Source organism: Chryseobacterium sp. KCF3-3 (genome assembly GCF_045865955.1).
In the GTDB taxonomy this organism is placed as follows: domain Bacteria; phylum Bacteroidota; class Bacteroidia; order Flavobacteriales; family Weeksellaceae; genus Chryseobacterium.
Window position 1 is genome coordinate 2854873 of sequence record NZ_AP035792.1, and the last position, 21463, is coordinate 2876335.

At 36.4% G+C, this 21463-nt stretch carries 17 protein-coding genes; 14 read left to right on the plus strand and 3 right to left on the minus strand.

The window, feature by feature from the left end; translation table 11 throughout:
* Positions 1 to 130: 130 nt before the first annotated feature.
* Positions 131 to 979 carry a pantoate--beta-alanine ligase gene (gene panC / locus ACKTTZ_RS12910; RefSeq protein WP_034693700.1) on the minus strand — a complete coding sequence of 283 codons (849 nt, stop codon included), beginning with the start codon at positions 977 to 979 and terminating at the stop codon, positions 131 to 133.
* 171 nt (positions 980 to 1150) lie between these two features.
* On the opposite strand from panC, the gene ACKTTZ_RS12915 reads away from it, so the two are divergent.
* From ACKTTZ_RS12915 to ACKTTZ_RS12960, 10 genes are all read left to right on the plus strand, one after another.
* Entirely contained in the window at positions 1151 to 1921 is a 771-nt protein-coding gene (locus ACKTTZ_RS12915) for a glycogen/starch synthase (protein ID WP_034693703.1), read from the plus strand.
* A 13-nt stretch (positions 1922 to 1934) separates the two neighbouring features.
* Positions 1935 to 3587 carry a DUF4270 family protein gene (locus ACKTTZ_RS12920; protein ID WP_051934259.1) on the plus strand — a complete coding sequence of 551 codons (1653 nt, stop codon included), beginning with the start codon at positions 1935 to 1937 and terminating at the stop codon, positions 3585 to 3587.
* A 36-nt stretch (positions 3588 to 3623) separates the two neighbouring features.
* Positions 3624 to 5477, plus strand: coding sequence for a glutamine--fructose-6-phosphate transaminase (isomerizing) (gene glmS / locus ACKTTZ_RS12925; protein ID WP_034693705.1), 1854 nt, complete (start codon positions 3624 to 3626; stop codon positions 5475 to 5477).
* Between the two features lie 108 nt (positions 5478 to 5585).
* Positions 5586 to 7007, plus strand: a complete 1422-nt coding sequence (gene gldK, locus ACKTTZ_RS12930) for a gliding motility lipoprotein GldK (RefSeq protein WP_034693708.1) — start codon at positions 5586 to 5588, stop codon at positions 7005 to 7007.
* Between the two features lie 59 nt (positions 7008 to 7066).
* A complete protein-coding gene (gldL, locus tag ACKTTZ_RS12935; RefSeq protein ID WP_034693712.1) occupies positions 7067 to 7759 on the plus strand; it encodes a gliding motility protein GldL in 693 nt (230 codons plus the stop codon).
* Between the two features lie 53 nt (positions 7760 to 7812).
* Positions 7813 to 9402 (plus strand): GldM family protein, encoded by a 1590-nt coding sequence (locus ACKTTZ_RS12940; protein ID WP_034693715.1) that lies wholly within the window; start codon positions 7813 to 7815, stop codon positions 9400 to 9402.
* A gap of 22 nt (positions 9403 to 9424) precedes the next feature.
* On the plus strand, positions 9425 to 10363 hold the full coding sequence (gldN, locus tag ACKTTZ_RS12945; RefSeq protein WP_034693716.1) for a gliding motility protein GldN: 939 nt from the start codon (positions 9425 to 9427) through the stop codon (positions 10361 to 10363).
* Between the two features lie 55 nt (positions 10364 to 10418).
* Positions 10419 to 11453 carry an NAD(P)/FAD-dependent oxidoreductase gene (locus tag ACKTTZ_RS12950; protein WP_407845760.1) on the plus strand — a complete coding sequence of 345 codons (1035 nt, stop codon included), beginning with the start codon at positions 10419 to 10421 and terminating at the stop codon, positions 11451 to 11453.
* 34 nt (positions 11454 to 11487) lie between these two features.
* Positions 11488 to 11751 carry a SemiSWEET transporter gene (locus ACKTTZ_RS12955; protein WP_407845761.1) on the plus strand — a complete coding sequence of 88 codons (264 nt, stop codon included), beginning with the start codon at positions 11488 to 11490 and terminating at the stop codon, positions 11749 to 11751.
* A gap of 124 nt (positions 11752 to 11875) precedes the next feature.
* Positions 11876 to 13498, plus strand: a complete 1623-nt coding sequence (locus ACKTTZ_RS12960; protein WP_407845762.1) for an IS1182 family transposase — start codon at positions 11876 to 11878, stop codon at positions 13496 to 13498.
* Between the two features lie 85 nt (positions 13499 to 13583).
* Here ACKTTZ_RS12960 and ACKTTZ_RS12965 read toward each other — a convergent pair whose 3' ends face one another.
* Entirely contained in the window at positions 13584 to 14018 is a 435-nt protein-coding gene (locus tag ACKTTZ_RS12965; RefSeq protein ID WP_034693726.1) for an META domain-containing protein, read from the minus strand.
* A gap of 38 nt (positions 14019 to 14056) precedes the next feature.
* Positions 14057 to 14449 (minus strand): multicopper oxidase domain-containing protein, encoded by a 393-nt coding sequence (locus tag ACKTTZ_RS12970; protein WP_034693729.1) that lies wholly within the window; start codon positions 14447 to 14449, stop codon positions 14057 to 14059.
* Between the two features lie 637 nt (positions 14450 to 15086).
* On the opposite strand from ACKTTZ_RS12970, the gene ACKTTZ_RS12975 reads away from it, so the two are divergent.
* The 4 genes from ACKTTZ_RS12975 to ACKTTZ_RS12990 all read left to right on the plus strand — a co-directional run bounded on the left by ACKTTZ_RS12975 (position 15087) and on the right by ACKTTZ_RS12990 (position 21346).
* Complete coding sequence (locus ACKTTZ_RS12975) at positions 15087 to 15473, plus strand: hypothetical protein (RefSeq protein ID WP_034693732.1); 387 nt, start codon at positions 15087 to 15089, stop codon at positions 15471 to 15473.
* Between the two features lie 148 nt (positions 15474 to 15621).
* On the plus strand, positions 15622 to 16704 hold the full coding sequence (locus ACKTTZ_RS12980) for an efflux RND transporter periplasmic adaptor subunit (RefSeq protein ID WP_034693811.1): 1083 nt from the start codon (positions 15622 to 15624) through the stop codon (positions 16702 to 16704).
* Positions 16705 to 16725: 21 nt separating this feature from the next.
* A complete protein-coding gene (locus ACKTTZ_RS12985; protein ID WP_253316907.1) occupies positions 16726 to 19917 on the plus strand; it encodes an efflux RND transporter permease subunit in 3192 nt (1063 codons plus the stop codon).
* Positions 19889 to 21346 carry a TolC family protein gene (locus ACKTTZ_RS12990; RefSeq protein WP_253316906.1) on the plus strand — a complete coding sequence of 486 codons (1458 nt, stop codon included), beginning with the start codon at positions 19889 to 19891 and terminating at the stop codon, positions 21344 to 21346. Before ACKTTZ_RS12985 ends, ACKTTZ_RS12990 begins: the two co-directional genes overlap by 29 nt.
* The last annotated feature ends 117 nt before the right edge of the window (positions 21347 to 21463 follow it).

Consider the following 21463-nt stretch of genomic DNA (forward strand, 5'->3'; position numbering starts at 1 on the left):
CAAAGGCTTCCTTCAGGAGGCCTTTGATTTTTGTATCAACTCAAGTCTAAACCTAGTCTTTTTATTTGTGCACTCAATGAAAAATCCCCAGCCGAAATAGCCAGGGATATTATATTTTAATAGATAAAGATTAATCCAGGTGCATGTTGTCAATTAATCTTACTCCATCTACTACAACTACGATGAAGGCTCTGAAACTTCTGTCTTTATAGAAAAAATCAGTCTCCTGTAATGTGTTTTCATCAGCAATCAGAAAGTATTCAAGCTTCATGCCCTGCTGATCGTCAAAAACATCAGCTACTCTTTCCTTTATTTCCGGAATACTAACAGTTCTGAACCAGTCGTTTACTTTTTTTAAAGTCTCATAAATTATTTTAGAAGCTTCTTTTCGGTCTTCATGAAGTCTCTGGTTTCTTGAACTTAGTGCCAGTCCGTTTTCTGCCCTGTAAATAGGAACTCCGGATATCTTAACGGGAAGATGTTTTTTCTCCACCATTTTTTTAATAATAGCAAGCTGCTGAAAATCTTTTTCACCAAAATAAGCATGATCAGGCTGTACCTGTCTGAAAAGCTCTTCTACAACAGTTCCTACTCCGTTGAAATGTCCCGGCCTGGATTTACCTTCCATTTCATTTTCCAATCCGTCAAAATCATACGATTGGCTTTCAGCTTTTTCAGGGTAAATATCTGCTACCTCCGGGATGTAAACAGCATCTACAAGGCCTGAATTCTGAAGAATAAGTATATCTCTGTTAATATCTCTTGGGTATTTTTCAAGATCTTCAGGGTTGTTGAACTGAGTTGGATTTACAAAAATTGAAGAAATAACAAGATCATTTTCTTTTCTTGCCTCTTCATACAGAGAAAGATGGCCATTGTGCAGGGCGCCCATAGTAGGGGCAAAGCCAATTCTTTTTCCCATTTCTTTCTGTCTTTCAATGAAATCCTGAAGGACTTTTCTGTTTTTTAGAACTTCCATAGTTTATTTTAATACTATTTCAAAAATACTAAAAATATCGCATAATAATATGTACTTTTAATAATTTGAAAAAGGGAATTTTCGTAAAAAAATGTTAATTAAAATAATGTTGGATGTTTTTTTGTAATTTTGCACATTAAAGCATTTTTACAAAAATTAGATAGAAAGTTTATGCCGAATCAAAAAATACTGTACATTACTACAGAGATGTATCCATATCAGGAAGATACAAATATGGCTGCAGTGGTAAACAAAATGGCACTTAAGATGCACCAAGAAGGCAATGATGTAAGAGTTTTTATGCCAAGATTTGGACAAATAAGTGAGAGAAAGTTCCAACTTCATGAAGTAATCCGTCTTTCAGGGATGAATATTATTATCAATGACCTGGACCAGCCTCTAATCATTAAAGTAGCGTCTCTTCCGGGGGAAAGACTTCAGGTTTACTTTATTGATAATGAAGAATACTTCAAAAGAAAACAATATTATTTCGACGATGAAGGAAACCCTTTCGAAGACAATGACGAAAGAGCTATTTTCTTTGCCAGAGGAGTTATTGAAACCATTAAGAAACTAAACTGGGTGCCGGACGTTATTCATTTAAATGGATGGATGTCTTCTTTTGTTCCAATTTATCTTAAAACTTACTACGAATCAGATACTTATTTCAAAGACGCAAAAATTGTACTTTCTCTTTACAATGAGAAAGATGCTGACTTGGACAAAAAGATCGATGAAAAGCTACAGTTTGATAATATTTCAGGATTAAAAGCGTTAGATAACCCAACTATTAAAAGTTTTGTTATCGAGAGTATGAACTATGTAGATGCCGTTGTAAAAGGGGATGAGTTTCTGGATGAAGACCTGGATAAGGCTTTCAACGAAACAGCAACCCAGAAATCGGAGTATCTGGACGTAGATTCTATAAATCAACTTTATTAAAAACACATTTTTAATGACTCATAATCTTAAAAAGACCTTCGCCATACTTCTATTGGCGATTTTTGGAAGTGCATTGCTTTATAACTGTGAACCGGATCCGGATTCTCTTGGTGAGCAGCTGTTTAATGGTGATGCAGCACAAGGCAATGAAATTGCATATCCTGTTATAGCTTACAATTACGACAATAATGATTCAATCAGAAGTGATGCTTCAAGATTGATCAGCGGATTGAACGAATCAGGTGCTACCACAAATGTTGCCGTTCTTGGAGCCTTTACTGAATCCCAGTTTGGAATGCAGAGAGCATCTTATGTTACGCAGCTAAGAATGCCGGTAGATAATTTCGACTTCAACGGCGCGAATCCAAAAGTTGATTCTGTAGTCCTTGTAGTGAGACCACCTGCAAATACAGCTTCGAATACTTACTTCTTTGAAAGCAGCGATTCATTAAAGACAAATACATACGCAAAAACTGATTTCCCGGTAGACGGGGTAGCTACAGAAGTTTCTATTGAGAAAAAAACTTACCCTGTTCGTAAATACGGTAAAATAGGGGGTGCTTCAAAATCAATGAAAATCAATGTACATGAAGTGACTACGTTCTTAGATGCAAATAATGATGCTCTAAAACGTTCCAATGCCTCAGTAAGTACTGGTGAGCTATTAGGTTCAGGAGTATTTGATGGTAACATGAACTCCTTATCTATTACTAAAAAATCAGATAACTCAGTAGTATTTACCGGAAACTTAGGGTTCAGAATGAAATTGAGCAATACAGATTTCTTCCAGACTCATATTCTTGATAAAAAAGGAAAACCTGAACTTCAGGATGCTGCTAACTTTATCAGATATTTTAAAGGAATAAAAATTTCGGTGGACGAAACGGATAGATATCTGTACCAGTTCTCTCCTAATGATTTGCAGCTTATCATGTATTACAAATATGATAAGACAGACAACGGAACAACCACAAGACCACAAACAACACTTAATTTCAACCTAGGAAGTGCTAATGCTCATATCGGATTGTATGAGTACAACAGATCTGGATCACCTGCTGCAGCTGCACTGGCTGCAAGTAATTCTAGTGAAGGAGATGAAAGGCTTTTTGTTCAGGGAATGGGAGGTCCTTCTGTGGTAGTAAAAATTAAGGATGAGACTATTGCACAACTTAAGGATATTTTTATCAAAGATAAAGCAGGTATTGTAAGTGCTAAGATCAGAATCTATCTTGATCCTTCAACATGGAAAAATACGGGTTCTACCGAAGATCGTAGGTTTACCCTTTTAAATAATACATTAAATGCTGGTAAAATTGATTATTCAAAATTAACATTCACTTCAGATCTGACAAGCGGACTTGGGTTGTACTATTTTAAAGATAAACCTGAGCCTGGTTATTATGATTTTGTAGTCACAAAAACAATCAAGGATCTTGTTGAAGGGAAAAAAGAAACCGTAGATGGAACTGAGCAACCGATCGTTAACAAACCATTAATAATCACTGCAGGAACATTTGCTGCAAGTACTACAGGAACCCTTTTAGGAGTTCGTAATACGACAAGAGCATTTGATATGAACAGAATTATTCTGACAGGTATAGATAAAGCCAATACGAATCCAAAAAGAATCCAGCTAATGGTGACTTATGGTACGAAAAAATAGAACACGATAAACAAACAACACTAGACAAAATAAAATATGTGCGGAATAGTAGGATATACAGGTTTTCAAGACGCTTATGAAATTGTAATTAATGGTCTTAGAAGATTGGAATATAGAGGGTATGACAGTGCCGGAATTGTTTTAGAAGGACCAGAGAACAAGCTGGAAGTAGAAAAAACAAAGGGTAAAGTGGAGGATTTGGTGAATATTTCAAAAGGACTAAAAGGAACGTCTAAAATTGGAATGGGACACACCCGTTGGGCTACCCACGGAGTTCCAAGTGACAGAAATTCCCACCCGCACTTGTCAAACAACGGAAAAATTGCAATTGTACATAATGGTATTATTGAAAACTATGATACCATTAAAACAATGCTTACTGAGAAAGGTTTTACTTTTAAATCAGAAACAGATACTGAAGTATTGGTAAACCTTATTCAATATTTTATGGATCTTAATCCGGATATCGACTTCCCAACTGCAGTAAGATATGCATTGAATGAAGTATATGGTGCCTATGCAATCACTGTACTTCATGAAGATTATCCTGGAGTATTGGTTGTAGGAAGATTAGGATCTCCTTTAGCAATCGGAATCGGAGATAAAGAATATTTTATTGCATCTGATGCTTCTCCTTTCGTAGAATTTACAAAAGAAGCTATATATCTTGAAGAAGGACATATGGCAACAATTTCTCTGGAAAATGGAGTAGATATCAGAACCATCAATGAAAACTCTAAGATTGAGCCTGAAATCCAGGAACTTAAGTTGAGTCTTGAACAAATCGAGAAAGGTGGATACGAGCACTTCATGCTTAAAGAAATCTTTGAACAGCCTAAATCTGTACACGATACCATGAGAGGTAGACTTCTTGTAGATGAGGGAGTAATCAAAATGGCCGGAATCTGGGATCATGTTGAGCGATTCAAAAATGCTAACAGAATTATTATCATTGCTTGTGGTACTTCATGGCACGCAGGTCTTATCGGAGAATATCTGATAGAAGAATATGCAAGAATTCCTGTGGAAGTAGAATATGCATCAGAGTTCAGATACAGAAACCCGATCATTACAGATAAAGATGTGGTGATTGCCATTTCTCAATCTGGAGAAACAGCTGATACCATGGCTGCTTTAAAATTAGCAAAAGAAAAAGGTGCATTTATATATGGTATATGTAATGTTGTGGATTCTTCCATTGCAAGAATTACAGACGCTGGTTCATATACCCATGCCGGTCCTGAAATCGGGGTTGCTTCTACCAAAGCATTTACGGCACAGCTTACTATTCTTACTTTAATTGCATTTAAATTAGGAAAACACAACGGAAACTTAGGAAACGCTGAATTTATGAGCCTAATTGCTGAGCTTGATGCTATTCCTAAGAAAATCGAAGAAGTGTTGAATACCACTCATGAGCTTACGCAGAATATTGCAAAAGATTTTGTGAAAGCTACCAATTTCCTTTACTTAGGAAGAGGATATAATTATCCTGCAGCCTTAGAAGGAGCCTTAAAATTAAAAGAAATTTCTTACATCCATGCAGAAGGATACCCGGCTGCAGAAATGAAGCACGGTCCAATTGCTCTGATCGACGAAAATATGCCAATTGTAATTATAGCACCTAGAAAAGGCCACTATGATAAAATTGTAAGTAACGTTCAGGAAATTAAAGCGAGAAAAGGAAAAATTATCGCTGTAGTTAATAAAGGAGACCGTCAGGTGAGTGAAATGGCAGATTATGTTATCGAAATCCCTGAAACTTCAGAATGTTTCTCTCCAATCGTTGCTTCCGTACCTCTGCAACTGCTTGCTTATTATATAGCAGTATATAGAGGAGCCAACGTAGATCAACCGAGAAACCTTGCAAAATCTGTTACCGTGGAATAAAAAGTTGTTGTAAATAAAATAAATTTAGATTTCTTCCGTTATTTCAAAAAAAATCTTAAAAGTTTCTTAAAAAAATTATATATTTACGGCTTAATTATAAAAATTAACATGAAAAGGATATTTCTTTTATTATTGTCTGCGTCGGTAGCATCGGTATCTTGTTCAGGTGGTGGCAGCTCTTCTGTAGGGAAGCCAGGAACAAAAGGTGAATTGATACCAAGAGAAAAAACTAAATCATTTGTTGCGGAAAGACCATACGGAATGGTTGCAATTCCTGCAGGTTCATTTGTTGCTGGTTTAGCAGACCAGGATCCAACAAATACTCCTGAAAAAGCAGCATTGAAGACTGTTACTGTTTCTTCTTTCTTCATGGATGAAGCAGAAACTACCAACTCGGAGTACAGAGTATTTATCAATTATGTAAGAGACTCTATCGCGAGAACTTTACTTGCTGAAGCTGCCGGAGAAGGTGGTGATGAAGGCGGACGTAAAGGAGCAGCAATAGGAGATTATGCATATCTTGCTAAAAAAGAAGAAAATTTAACACCTTATCAAGAATATATGGAAGGCCAGGGTGGCCGAGAAGACGGAAGCTATGATGCCAGCAAAAGATTAGATTGGAAAATCCCTTTACACTGGAGCACATCAAAATATCCGGATGTAGAATACGCAGAAGTTTTAGAATCTCTGTATCTACCTTCTTCTTCAAGAATCGGAAACGAAAGAATTTTAGATGTAAGTAAGCTGAAATATACTTACCGTTGGGGAGATATGGACGCTGCAGTTGCAGATAACGAAAGAGGAGCTAATTACCTGAAAAGTGAAAGCATCGCGATCTATCCTGATACTACAGTTTGGGTAAAAGATTTCCACTTTGCTTACAATGAGCCATTGTTTGAACAGTATTTCTGGCACAAAGCTTACAAAGACTATCCTGTTGTTGGGGTTACCTGGGATCAGGCAAGGGCTTATTGTAACTTCAGATCTAAATTGAAAACAGATTACAACGAAAGTTTAAAAAGAAAAAAACAAAGACCATTAGAGTTCCGTCTTCCAACAGAAACTGAATGGGAATATGCTGCAAGAGGAGGTATGCAGAATGCTACTTACCCTTGGGGTGGTCCGTATTTAATGGACGACAGAGGTTGCTATCTGGCTAACTTTAAGCCGAAAAGAGGTAACTATATGGAAGACGAGAAAAAAGGTACTTATACATATACAGCTCCAGTTAAGAAATTTAAGAAAAATGGGTTTGGGTTATTTGATATGGCTGGAAACGTTTCTGAATGGACACTATCTTCGTTTAACAACTCTTCAGCTGGGTTCACTTCTACATTAAATCCTTCTACTAAAGATAAGTTGGATACGAAGAAATCTGTAAGAGGTGGATCTTGGAAAGATATAGGATATGCACTAATGACAGGTGCTAGAGATTGGGAAAGAAAAGATTCCGCAAGAAGCTATATCGGATTCAGAACTGTACAGGATATTCCTGAAGCAGCAGTTAAACCAAGAAGAGTTAACAGATAACTAATCAGACAATTATTTTCAATAACAATTTTATTTAACATTAAAAAAACTAACTCAATATGTTTAAGACTAAAGATGCTTGGATGAATTTCTTTTATTCATTCGGTGCTGCAATTGTAATTCTTGGAGCTTGGCTTAAAATTACTCACATTACCTTGGGACCTATTAACGGTAACATCGCTCTTACCGTAGGACTTATTACTGAGGCGATTATCTTTATCATCTTTGCATTTGACCCTCCAAAAACTGAAGAGTCTTATGCCTGGGAAAATGTTTATCCTGAGTTATTAGATAAGCATGCTAATCCAAATCCTTTACACTCTAATGTAACAACAAAAAATACAAGCGCTCAATTTGCAGAATTAGAAAACTCTCTTTCTAACAAATTGGATAAAATGCTTCAAGATGCCAGACTAGACGTTCAATTATTTGAAAGATTAAGAACAGGAATTGATAAATTCTCAAACTCTGTTGATCAGATCAATCAAACTGTAGACGTATCTGCTTCTACTCATAAATATAACGACCAATTAAATAAAGCAGCTCAGCACATGGAAAGCATGAATGCTCTTTATGCAATGCAACTTGAAAGCGGTAAGAGACAATCTGAATTTGCGAACAAGTATGTTGCAGATATGCAGAAATCTGCAGAGCAATCTGAGAAATTCAACCAAGAGCTACAAGGTTTAACATCTAATCTTAATAACTTAAATAGAGTTTATGGTGGTATGCTAACTGCTATGAAGTCTTAATTCCTAACCATTTCTAAATTTAACTACTTAATCAAAAAAACCAAGAAAAGAGAATGGCACAAGGAAAACAGACCCCTCGTCAGAAGATGATCAACCTAATGTATTTGGTGTTCATCGCGATGATGGCCCTAAATATTGATGCAGAAATCATCAGATCATACTATGACTCTACCAGAGCATTAAATGAAACCAGAACTTTAACAGAAAAAAAGAACGAGAAGATCTTTGAAAGAACGTTGGAAGCTAAGGCTCAGCAAGTTCCGGATACCTACGCACAACCTTGGGCTCAGTACAAAGTATTGAAAACCAAAATTGATGCATTGGTGAAATCTGCTCAGGATGTTAAAGATTTGTTGAAAAAACAATCTGAGTTTCACGATAAAGATAAGGACGGGAAAGATATTGACGTAAGTGAAAACTTTGCTGCACTTAACAATAACGAAGCGACTACTGAATATTTCTTCAAGGAAGGAGATGAAAATACTCCATCAAAGAATGCATTAGATCTGAAAGCTAAAATTGATGACGTAAGAAACTACATCAATGCTACTTTTGGAAGCAATGCTCAGTTACAGGATTTAGTTGCAAGAGCTAACAAGTCTCTTATTGCGGAGTATCCGAAAGGAACATCTCCAAATGAAAAGACTTGGTTCCAGAATAAATTTTATCATCAGCCGTTAATTGCTGCAATATCTAATTTGGAAATTATCCAAAATGATGCCAGAAACGTTCAGTCTGATGCATTGGCACTATTACTTCAGGAAAAAGTAGATGCGAATATTAAATTCTCAAGCTACGAGCCTATTGTTTCAGGTCCGGTTGATATCCAGGCAGGAAAACAGGCTGAAGTAAAAGTAATGTTAGGTACTTATTCTAATAGTAATAAGATCAGCATTTCTGGAGTAAGTAAAGTAGAAAACGGTAAAGGTTCTATCGCTATTTCAGGTTCTGGAATAGGTGAACATAAATTAGGAGGTACAATTACATTGACAGATGCTTCAGGGAAACCACAGTCTTTCCCTTGGACACATACTTATAATGTAATCGCTGGACCAAGAGAAGTAAAACTTGAAAAAGGATTATTACTTTCTGCGGATAAAATGAATGTAATGTATAGAGGACTTGAGAACCCTGTTTCAGGATCAATCTTAGGTGCTGACAATTCTAAACTTTCATTATCTGCTGCAGGAGCTACTGTGAAAGGTAAAGGTCCAGGTAAATGGGATGTAACTCCTACTACAGGAAATGTAGTTAAGTTAACATTATCAGGAACTGACCCTTATGGTAAAACAGTTTCTCAGGTATTTGAATATAGAATTAAGAATATCCCTAGACCACAAGGTCAGATCAGAGGTAAAGCTGTAAACTTTATGCCGGCAGGTTCTATACCTAACCAGATTGTTTCTGCTACTTTACCTGACTTTGATTTCCCTGTTTCATTCACTGTTAATAGCTTTATTATTAAGCTTCCAGGAAAAGCAGGTACTCTGATTCAAGGAAGTTCATTATCAGGAGCTGAAGGTATGCTTAGAAATCTTAGACCTGGTGACGTAGTTCAGATCTATGATATTCAGGCTACTGCTACAGGGCTAGGAAACCAAAGGCTTAAGGAGATTTCACCTGTAATTATTAATGTTCAATAAGGTTAATTTGTAAAATCATATTATGAAAAAATATATTAGCACCCTTTTAGTTTTAGTTTCGGGATTCGCTTTTTCCCAAACTATTCTGAATGCTGCTTCTCCTGAAGAATTCAGACAAATGAGGGCTGAATCAATGAGAAAAGCAGGGGATACTGTTATCAGCAATAAAGTAAAGCCTCTTGAATATGGTTTCGTTGATGACAAGGATATTTACAAAAGTATGTTTGTTTGGGAAATCATTGATATGAATGATAAGATCAACCAGCCGTTTTATTATGACAATCCGGATGGTCTTCTTTCAAGTTCTACAAGATCATTATATCAATTATTACTTGATGGCGCCCTTAAGGGGGATATCAAGGAAGTTTATGATGACGAAAACTTCGTTACAAGACTTTCACCTGAAGCTATTCAGAAAAGATTGGAAAGTGTAAGACTTGACGAAGAAGCTATCGATATCCTTAACTCTGGAAGAACACTTACAGAGGACGAAAAGAAAAGATTAACAGATATCATCAGAACAACTACTGATAAAGTAAAAGTTCTTAAAGTAATGGGTATGTGGTTTATCGATAAGAGAGACGGTCAGATGAAGTACAGACCTCTTGGCATCGCTGCTATGGGGCCGGATCCAACATCTGTAGGAAGAATTGGTCCTGATGGCCAGCCTTTGGCAGGTGCTGATGAATTGATTGATTTGTTCTGGATTTATTACCCAAGTGCTCGTGATATCTTAGCAAACAATTATGTTTTCAATAGAAAAAATTCTTCTGCTGACTTATCTTTCGATGATGTTATCAATGCAAGAAGATTCTCTTCTATTATTTATAAGTCTTCAAACGGTTTAGGAGATGGTACTATTAAGGACTATATTCCTAAAAATGCTGACGAGCAGCTTGAAGAAAGTGACAGAATCAAAGCACAGATTCTTGACATGGAAAATGATATGTGGAATTACTAGATTTCACTTGATATTTATAGAAAACCTGAGTATTTTTACTCAGGTTTTTTTTATTATGAAAAATGTAGATTATATTATCGTTGGAGACGGATATGCAGGGCTTTTCTTAGCTCATCAGCTCATTAAAAATAACAAGTCTTTTGTGATCTTTACGGAAGGAAGAAAAAGTGCTTCTCAGGTTTCAGCAGGAATTATCAATCCTGTTGTTCTAAAGAAGTTTACCACATTCTGGAAAGCACAGGAGCAAATAGATTTTCTTAAAGACAGTCTTAAAGAAATAGAATCATATACAGGAGAAAATTATTTGATCAATGCTCCCATTCACAGAATTTTCCATGATGAGAATGAACAGAATTTATGGTTGAAAAAATCGGCAAATGAAGAATTATCACATTTTCTTGATCAAAATTTCGATCGTTTAAGTGTAGTAAAAAACGATTTTCTTACCGGAAAGGTGAATCAGTCTGCAAGACTTAATGTTAATGGATTTTTCAGTGGTTTATTCAATTATTTTGAAAAAAACGATCATCTGGTAAAAGAAAAATTCGATTATTCAAAATTGAATCCATCTGAATCCATATATAAAGATTTTATTTTCAAAAATATAATCTTCTGTGAAGGAATGGGTGTGAAGGATAATCCATACTTTTCAGAAATTACAGTAAACCCGAACAAAGGTCACCACATAAAAGTAAAACTTTCTCAACCGATTCCGGAAAACATAACCATTAAAAAGAAACACTTTTTATTTCCAACCGGAAACGGATTATATTTTTATGGAGGAACTTATGACAGAGAGCAGCTTCACCATCATATTGATGAATCAGCAGTTGCCCAACTGGTGAAAGGACTTTCAGAGTTTTATCCTTATGATTTTGAAGTAGAAGAAGTACATTTTGGATTTCGTCCAACCGTAAAAGACAGAAGACCTATCATCGGAAGGCACGATACGTTTAGTAATCTTTATGTTTTTAATGGACTTGGAGCCCGTGGGATTCTTAATGGGTGCTATTTTTCAAGAGATCTTTTCCGTTTTATGGAAGAAGATATTCCATTGCATGAAGAAGTTTCATGGAAGAGATTTCAATAGTGTATCTTAGTATTGATATTCAAGGTGAAAATGTATGAATGAAAATATATTAGGTATAGTGGCCGGAGTTCTTACTTCCGTTTCAATGATTCCACAACTTATAAAGGTAATCAGAGAAAAGAATGTAGAAGATATTTCTTTACTCATGCTTCTGGTTCTGATTTCAGGGCTCTCTTTATGGGTATGGTATGGTTTTGAAAAAGACGAACTTCCTATTATTATATCAAATGCATTTGCAGTTCTGGTAAATGTCAGTCTTTTGATCTGTTATATTATATACAACAAAAAAAGTAGATGAAAATACAAAAGAGGCTGTCTAAAAAGTCAAAAAAAATATCCCCGTTACTTAAAAAGTTTCGGGGATTTTTTTGTTGTTTGTCCTTTAAGATTTATCTTTAAGGTGCACCCAAACAAACATTGATATGAAAGTACGGTTTAAATCTTTACCCACCAATACTCCCAGCTTATTTCCTGAAGATATTTTTGATAAGATAGGTGCTAATGATCCGGTACGTCTTATCAATGAATTAGTGGATAACTTGAATATCGATCATATTATAAGTGAATATAAAGGCGGTGGAACGACAAGTTTTCACCCCCGGATGATGATCAAAGTTTTATTCTATGCCTATTTCAACAATATTTATTCATGCCGTAAAATAGAAAAGGCACTTGGAGAAAATATTCATTTCATGTGGCTTTCCGGCAACAGTAAGCCTGATTACAGAACCATCAATTACTTTAGGAGCAAACGGCTTAAAAACCATATTCACCGTCTTTTTGCAGATGTTACCGTTGTTTTGCAGAATTTAGGTTACGTAAGTTTAAATGTTCAATATATAGATGGTACAAAAATAGAATCATCTGCCAACCGATACAGCTTTGTATGGAAAAAATCTGTAGAAAAGAATAAATTAAAACTGGAAGCTCAAATTCATTCCGTACTTGAAGATATTGAATCCCAAATCAAAGAAGAGCGTTATGAATCCCATGAAAAGACCCTTCCAAAATCTATTGACAGCAGAGAGCTTCAGGATAAAATAGCAGAACTTAATCACTCTGTGGCACAGGACAATAAAACCGGTAAGAAGCTCATTAAAAAGCTTCAGCATCAGGACCTGCCCAGATTACAGAAGTATGAAGATCAATTAAAAATACTCTCAGGCCGCAACAGTTATAGTAAGACAGATCCCGACGCCTGCTTCATGCGGCTCAAAGACGACCATATGAAAAATGGGCAGCTTAAGCCAGCCTATAATGCACAGATCAGTACTGAAAACCAGTTTATCACCCATTACAGCATTCATCAGACTCCTGGAGATACCACTACATTGAAGGATCATCTTAACAGCTTTGAAAATCAGTATCACAAACAAAGTAAAGAGGTAGTAGCAGATGCCGGATATGGAAGTGAAGAGAATTACGAAATGATGGCAGAAAAAGCTATAGAGGGCTATGTAAAATATAATAATTTTCATAAAGAACAGAAGCGCAGTGAGAAGAACAATGCGTTTGCTGTACAGAACTTATATTATAATGAGGAAAATAACTTCTATGTATGTCCCTGCGGACAGCAAATGAACTTTATCGGTAAAGGCAAAAGAATCAGCAGTAACGGATATGAATCTCAGGTACATTATTATCAGGCTTTCAGATGTCAGGGTTGTCCTCTTAGAGAAAGCTGCCATCAAAGCCAGGATAATCGATTAATCGAAGTGAATTATAATCTGAACCATCACAGAATGAAAGCCAGACAAAGGCTGATATCTGAAAAAGGGCATTACCACAGAAGTAAACGGCCTATAGAAGTAGAAGCTGTATTCGGGCAATTAAAAAGCAATAATAAATTTTCAAGATTTACTCTAAAAGGACTTGAAAAAGTAAATATTGAATTTGGATTAATGGCATTGGCACATAATCTTAGAAAATTAGTGAAAAACAGAAAACTTAACCGTAAAAATTGGCTAAATACACTTAAATGCAAACAACATATGCATCTTTTCCATAAGTATATGAAAATCCAAAAGTATAAAATTGCTGCATAACTATACGCAGTCTCAAAACAAAAAAAAAGAGGCTGACCTTTTTGGACAGCCTCTTTATTTTTTTATTTAAATGAGATTGATTCTATTACTGAAGAACAAATTTAGCTAAAGGAGCCATTCTTGCTTTGTTTAAAGTAAGCGTATTTCCGTTTACAGAGTAATTGTCTGCTGCAAGAATTGCTTTGGTAAATTGATTTTCAATATCAAGATCCTCGCAAGCCATCATGGTAGACATTCCCTGATTGAACTTAATTCTCATCATTTCAGGTTTGATCTCAAAAGTTCCTCCCAAACCATTACATCCTGCATGTCCCTGATATCTCATACCATCCATTTCAAGTTTAAAATAAGGATTGTTTTTAGGATTTTTCAGTTCAATCGGCTTCCCGTTAAGCTCTGTAAGTTTCCATGTTTTTCCTGTAATATCAGTAGTTGCTTTTTGAGCGTTCTGTGTTTTACATGAAACAACTAAAAATGTTGCGATAACAAGTGCTGATAAGTAATAATATAAACTTTTCATAATGTTTATTTTTTTAATTTGAATTGCTAATCCTTATGCTAATACGATGCCATTTTTGCAGGACCAGACTCTTTTTTTGCCTGTTTAAGATGGAACAGAACCATATCTACATTCTTTTTCAGGAAGGTGATATTCCCTTTAATATCAGAATATTGATACTCTTCATTAGAGGCAGTATATTCAGGTAAAGCATCACTTTTTTTAAGGTCAAAAGTTTTACCGTTTAAATGTATTGTTGCTGTATTTTTGGTGTTGTTGATCGTAACTTCAATTTTTTCTCCATAGCTGTCAACATACACATTTTTTGAAATGTCATCTGTATTTTCTGGAGTAACAGCAGTAATGGTTTCAGCTTCTTTTCCGGGATGTTTACACGCTGTTAGGGAAATAATGGTCAATCCGAAAAGGACTGGTAATAATAATTTTTTCATAGTGATAAGTGATTTTAAAGTGTTTCATGAATTATGATGTTAATGCTATATAAATTTACAAATATTTTTAATAAATATATGTTAATTTTTCATAAACTAACAGAAAATTAAAGTTTTATGCAATTTAACTCACTGTTTTTTGAAACAAAATTCACGAAACAGAAAGTGATAATTATTGTAGAAAATTAAGGAGAACCATTGTTAATTCAGGATTTTTAACGAACTTGTTTTCAATGGTATAATGTTGTTTTTTTTTCATTTTTCATTTGTTGTGTTAATTTTCGGCAAAAATAATTCAAAAAGAAGAGAGTAACAATAAGTTAATGTTAATAATTATAATTCATGATAAAGTTTAGGTTTGATAGGAAAATTTTCAAAATAGAGTATCCAACCACTTAAAATGTTCAAAAAAGCAACAGCTTTAAAATTAAAATTTCCTTAAATCAAAAAAAATGGCTTGATATTTGAAAATTGAAACTTGCACAGATGAGATATCAGGATTGCTTGAATTACGCTTGAATAAACGAAATATTTAATATTTATCAATTTTTTATATTCAGGTATTTTAAAGAAGAGTTAAATTTTGTTAATCCATGATGGTAATATCATAATCTGGGTGTACATTTGCAACTTCAAAATGAGAAACTTCGTAGTATATTTTTTAACCAGTCTTTTTCTGCTCTTTGTAGTAGAAAGCAGACTTGATGTTAAAACGCTCCGAAACGACTATAACGGTCATGTTTCTCATCATATGCCAAAAAGAGCCAACCGCCTGAATCAGACTTTTGAAAAACTCTCTGTTCAGCAGATGGCCGATAATGTAGACAATTCCACTTTAGAACTTACCGAAGATGATTTCCAGCTGTCTGATGTATGGCAGGCTGTTATTGTTTTTGCCGGAGTCTTCTCTTTAGTCTATATTTTTGGATTAAAAAGCTATAAAAGATCCAAGCCGGATATTCATGGCTTTGTTCTTGGTTTAGCAACCAAAAGATTTATTCTTATCCGCTCCATTAGAATCTAAAATTTCTCCGTTCTATTTATTTTCTGCCTGATTCCGGGTGGAAAGTACTTGCGTTGTGTATGCCGGTAATCATCACATCGTACCCCTTTTATTACCGTTTTTTATTTCTATCAAAACATTAACGATTTATATAAACTCTAGAATTATGATAAAAAGAGTTGCTTCGGGAATTGCGTTGAGTGCCCTTTTGTTGGCGGTTGGCTGCAATAAGAAAAAAGAAGAAAAAGAAGAAGTTACCGTCTATCCGGTGACGTCCCCTGTGGTAATGGATACCGTAATCAACAAAGAATACGTAGCCCAGATTCAATCTGTAAAAAACATTGAAGTGAGAGCTCAGGAAAAAGGTTTCCTGGAAAAAATCTTTGTAGATGAAGGACAATACGTACAGGCCGGACAAACATTGTTCCGAATTATGCCTAAACTGTATCAGGCAGAATTATTAAAAGCAAAAGCAGAAGTAGAACAGGCTTCTATTGAGCTTAAAAATGCAAGTACGCTGGCAGGAAACAACATCGTTTCTAAAAATGAAAGAGCAATGGCAAAAGCCAAATTGGATGCTGCCAATGCAGAAATGAAACTGGCCCAGATCCATTTGTCTTTTACTGATATCAAAGCACCGTTTTCAGGGATTATTAACAGAATTCCACTGAAATTGGGAAGCCTTGTAGATGAAGGTGATTTGTTGACTTCGTTATCTGATAACACAAGTATCTACACCTATTTCAACGTTTCAGAACCTGAATATTTAAGCTACCAGACTCATGCTGCAGACAGAGGCAGTAACCAGGTTTCTCTGATTACAGCAAACGGAGAAACGTATACACAAAAAGGAGAAATCCAGACAATTGAAGGAGAATTCGATAACGAAACCGGAAATATTGCTTTCCGTGCGAAATTCCCGAATCCAGACAAACTTCTGAGAAACGGAGAAACCGGAAAAGTGCAGATGTCAATGCCTGTTCATAATGCATTGATCATTCCACAGAAAGCAACCTATGAAATTCAGGATCAGAAATATGTATTTGTAATTGATAAAAATGGAGTAGCAAAATCCAGAAATATCAAAGTAGCTTATGAACTTCAGGATCTTTATGTAGTGGGATCAGGAATTTCAAAAGGAGATCAGATCCTTCTGGAAGGAGTTCAGAAAGTAAAGGATGATCAAAAGGTGAAAACAAAATTCCAGGATCCTAAGAAAGTTCTTCAATCATTGAAACTAAAAGCAGAGTAGTGGTCTCTAAAATGAAGCAGTATGTTTAAGAAATTCATTCGCAGACCAGTTCTGTCTATAGTAATCTCATTGATTATTGTATTTATGGGAATACTGTCATTGGTAAAACTTCCGGTGACACAGTTTCCATCCATCTCTCCGCCTAAAGTAAATATCACCGCAGAATATCCCGGAGCTAACAACGAATTGTTGATTAAATCCGTAGTAATTCCTTTGGAAAGAGGATTAAATGGAGTTCCCGGTATGAAATATATGACTTCGGATGCCGGAAATGACGGGGAAGCTTCCATTCAGATTGTATTTGATCTGGGAACCGATCCCAATGTAGCTGCAGTAAACGTGCAGAACCGTGTATCTTCAGTGGTAAATAAACTTCCGCCTTTGGTAGTGCGTGAAGGGGTAAAGATTACGCGTGAAGAACCCAACATGTTGATGTATATTAACCTGTACAGTGACGATCCTAAAGCTGACCAGAAATTCCTTTTCAACTATGCAGACATCAACGTAATGTCTGAATTGAGAAGGGTAAGCGGTGTTGGTTTTGCCGATATCCTCGGAACCCGTGAATATGCAATGCGTATCTGGCTTAAACCAGATAGATTAACAGCATATAATATTTCAGCAGATGAAGTAATGGAATCTCTGAATGAGCAGAGTTTGGAAGCTTCTCCGGGTAAAACAGGTGAAAGTTCCGGAAAACGCTCTCAGTCTTTCGAATATGTATTAAAATATCCTGGTCGTTTCAATAATGAAAAAGATTACGGAAACATTATTTTAAAAGCAAAACCGAACGGAGAATCTGTAAGACTGAAAGATGTTGCCGATATAGAGTTTGGAAGTTCCATGTATGATATTTATTCCACATTGAACGGGAAACCTTCAGCAGCAATCACGGTAAAACAATCCTATGGATCCAATGCAAGTGACGTTATCAAAAATGTGAAAACATTGATGAAAGATCTTGAAAAAAATAACTTCCCTAAGGGAATGCATTACGATATCAGTTATGATGTTTCAAGATTCCTGGATGCATCCATGGAAAAAGTAATCCATACTTTGTTTGAAGCCTTTATTCTGGTTGCTATCGTAGTATTCCTATTCCTTGGAGACTGGCGTTCAACATTGATTCCGGCATTAGCTGTTCCGGTTTCATTGGTAGGAACATTTGCGGTAATGTCTGCTTTCGGAATTACCCTGAATATGATTTCCCTCTTTGCTTTAGTAATGGCGATCGGGGTTGTGGTAGATGACGCGATTGTAGTTATTGAAGCTGTTCACGCCAAGATGGAAGAAAAACATCTTTCCCCATTAAAGGCCACTGAAGAAGCAATGCATGAGATCAGTGGGGCGATTATTGCAATTACGCTGGTAATGGCTTCTGTATTCATTCCGATTGCATTTATGTCAGGACCGGTAGGGGTATTTTATCGTCAGTTCTCTATTACAATGGCTTCATCCATTATTTTATCAGGGGTAGTGGCGCTTACTTTGACACCGGCTTTATGTGCTCTGATCTTAAGAAATAATCATGGAAAAGCGAAGAAGAAAACTCCGATTACTATTTTCCTTGATAAATTCAACAACCTGTTCACGAAGGGAGCAGGAAGATATGAGAAGATGTTGAATAAAACAGTGACGAAAAAGACAATAACATTGCCTTTACTATTAGCATTCTGTGCCTGTACATTCTTCCTGAGTAACTCTTTACCTTCAGGATTTATTCCGGCTGAAGATCAGGGAATGATCTATGCCATTATTCAGACACCTCCTGGATCTACATTAGAAAGAACCAATCAGATTGCCAGAGAACTTTTGAGAGAATCTGAAGACATTGATGGGGTACAATCCGTTTCTTCTCTTGCAGGTTATGAGATTTTGACAGAAGGTACCGGATCCAACTCCGGAACCTGTCTGATCAACCTTAAAAGCTGGGAAGAACGTAAAGAATCAGCTGCGGAAATCATTGAAAAACTGGAAGAAAAAGCCAAGAATATTCCGGGAGCTAATATAGAATTCTTCCAGCCGCCTTCCGTTCCGGGGTATGGAGCAGCAGGAGGTTTTGAACTTCGTCTGCTGGATAAAGCGGGAAGTGGAGATTATCATAAAATGGAACAGGTAAGTAATGACTTTGTGAAGGAGCTTAAGAAGCGTCCGGAATTGGGATCAGCATTTACATTCTATTCTGCGAGTTTCCCACAGTATATGCTGAAGATTGATAATGATCTTGCAGAACAAAAAGGAGTCACGATTGAGAAAGCGATGGATAACCTTTCTACATTGATCGGGTCCAACTATGAAACGAGTTTCATCCGCTTTGACAGACCGTATAAGGTAATTGTTCAGGCTGGTCCTCAATACCGAGCCTTACCAACTGACCTGCTGAAACTGTATGTTAAAAATGATAAAGACCAGATGGTTCCATACTCAGACTTCATGAGATTGGAAAAAGTATATGGACTATCCGAAATTACCAGACATAATATGTATAATTCTGCAGAGGTGAGCGGAACTCCGGCGCCTGGATATAGTAGTGGACAGGCCATCAAGGCCATTCAGGAAGTTGCAGATAAAACACTTCCAAGAGGTTTTGGTATCGACTGGGCGGGGATTTCTAAAGATGAAGTAAGCCGTGGAAATGAAGCCGTATTTATCTTCCTGGTGTGTTTAGGATTTGTTTATCTGATCCTTTCTGCACAGTATGAAAGTTTCATCCTTCCGCTACCGGTTATTTTATCCCTTCCGGTAGGTATTTTCGGAGCTTTTTTATGCTTAAAATTATTAGGATTGGAAAACAATATCTATGCACAGGTGGCCATGGTCATGCTTATTGGACTTCTGGGTAAAAATGCCGTGTTGATTGTAGAATTTGCCGTTCAGAAAAAGGCAGAAGAAGGAATTCCTGTGGCAAAAGCTGCTATTGAAGGAGCTGCCATCCGTTTCCGTCCGATTTTGATGACATCATTTGCCTTCATTGCAGGGTTGATTCCTCTGGTGATCGCAACAGGACCAGGAGCGGTTGGTAACAGAACCATTGGTACTGCAGCAGCAGGAGGAATGTTAATCGGGACTATTTTCGGATTGATGATTATCCCCGGACTGTATTATATCTTCGGAACAATTGCTGATAAGTCAAGACTGGCAAGATATGAAGAAGAGAATCCTTTAACAGAACAAACTGAACCTTATGAACATGATGGAAAATTCGAAGACTAAAAATATAATCGCAGCCATTGCCTTATCGCTTGTACTTGCAAGTTGTAAGGCACCGATGGCGACTGTCATAAAAGATGAGGTAAAAGAAAATATTCCTCAGAACTTTAATCAGGAAGAACAGCAGGATGCTAACAACAATAGCGGAACAACACCATGGAGACAGTTTTTTACTGATCCGAATCTTGTGACGCTTATTGAAACTGCTTTAAAAAATAATCAGGAGCTTCTAATCACGCTTCAGGAGATTGAAATTGCTAAAAGTGGTGTTTTAGCTAAAAAAGGAAGATTGACTCCAACGGTTTCTGCAGGAATAGGAGCAGGATTGAAAAAATCAGGCCGTTATACCAGTGAAGGAGCTGGTGATGCTACTACAGAAATAGAACCAGGAAAAGAAATGCCAGACCCGCTTGGGAATTTTGAAGCAGGATTAAACGCGAGCTGGGAGATTGATATCTGGAAAAAACTCAGAACAGAAAAAGAATCTGCAGTGGCTCATTATCTTTCTACTGTGGAAGGGAAGAACTTCGTTCTGTCTAATCTTATTGAAGAAGTTGCGGATAATTATTATGAGTTATTGGCACTTGATAATCAATTGGATATTATACAGCAGTATATCAAGCTGCAACAGAGAGCATTGGAAATTTCCAAAATTCAGAAAGAAGCCGCTGCTGCAACGGAACTGGCTGTGAAGAAATTTGAAGCAGAACTGGCGAAATCCAAAGCAGCAGAATATACAATCCGTCAGCAGATCACAGAGAAAGAAAACGAAATCAATGCTTTACTGGGAAGATATCCACAGCCAATTGTGAGAACAAAGGAAAACTTTATGTCTACCATTCCTCCCACAGTGTATACCGGAATTCCATCTCAGTTATTAGCTAACCGCCCTGATATCAAACAGGCAGAACTGGAATTGAAGGCATCAAAGCTGGATGTGGAAGCTGCAAGAAAAGAATTCTATCCTTCTTTGGAAATTTCTGCAACCTTAGGGCTGGAGGCTTTCAAACCTTCATACCTTGTTAAATTACCAGAATCAATAGCTTACAATCTTGTAGGGGAACTGGCAGGACCACTTATTAACAAGAGTGCGATAAAAGCTAATTTTCAGACGGCAGATGCAAAACAGGTTCAGGCATTATACGAATATGACAAAACCATTTTGAATGCTTATCTGGACGTTGCCAATCTGATGTCAAAGGTTAAGAATATAGATCAGTATTATCAGTTGAAATCACAGGAAACCAAAGCCCTGGATCAGTCTATTGATATTGCCAATCAGTTGTTCCGTAATTCAAGAGCAGATTATCTTGAAGTTCTTTTGAACCAGAGAGATGCATTGGATGCCAAAATGGAACTTATCGAAGCAAAGCAAAAACAGCTCAGCACTGTAGTCGACATCTATAAAAGTTTAGGTGGAGGCTGGAAATAAAACATCATAATTCTATCAATAAACAGTTAATGTTTTTTGGAAGGGTCAATTCTTTTAGGATTGGCCCTTTTTATTTTTAATACGACAGGTTCTGTCGCCGTGAGTAGATTTTTTTGC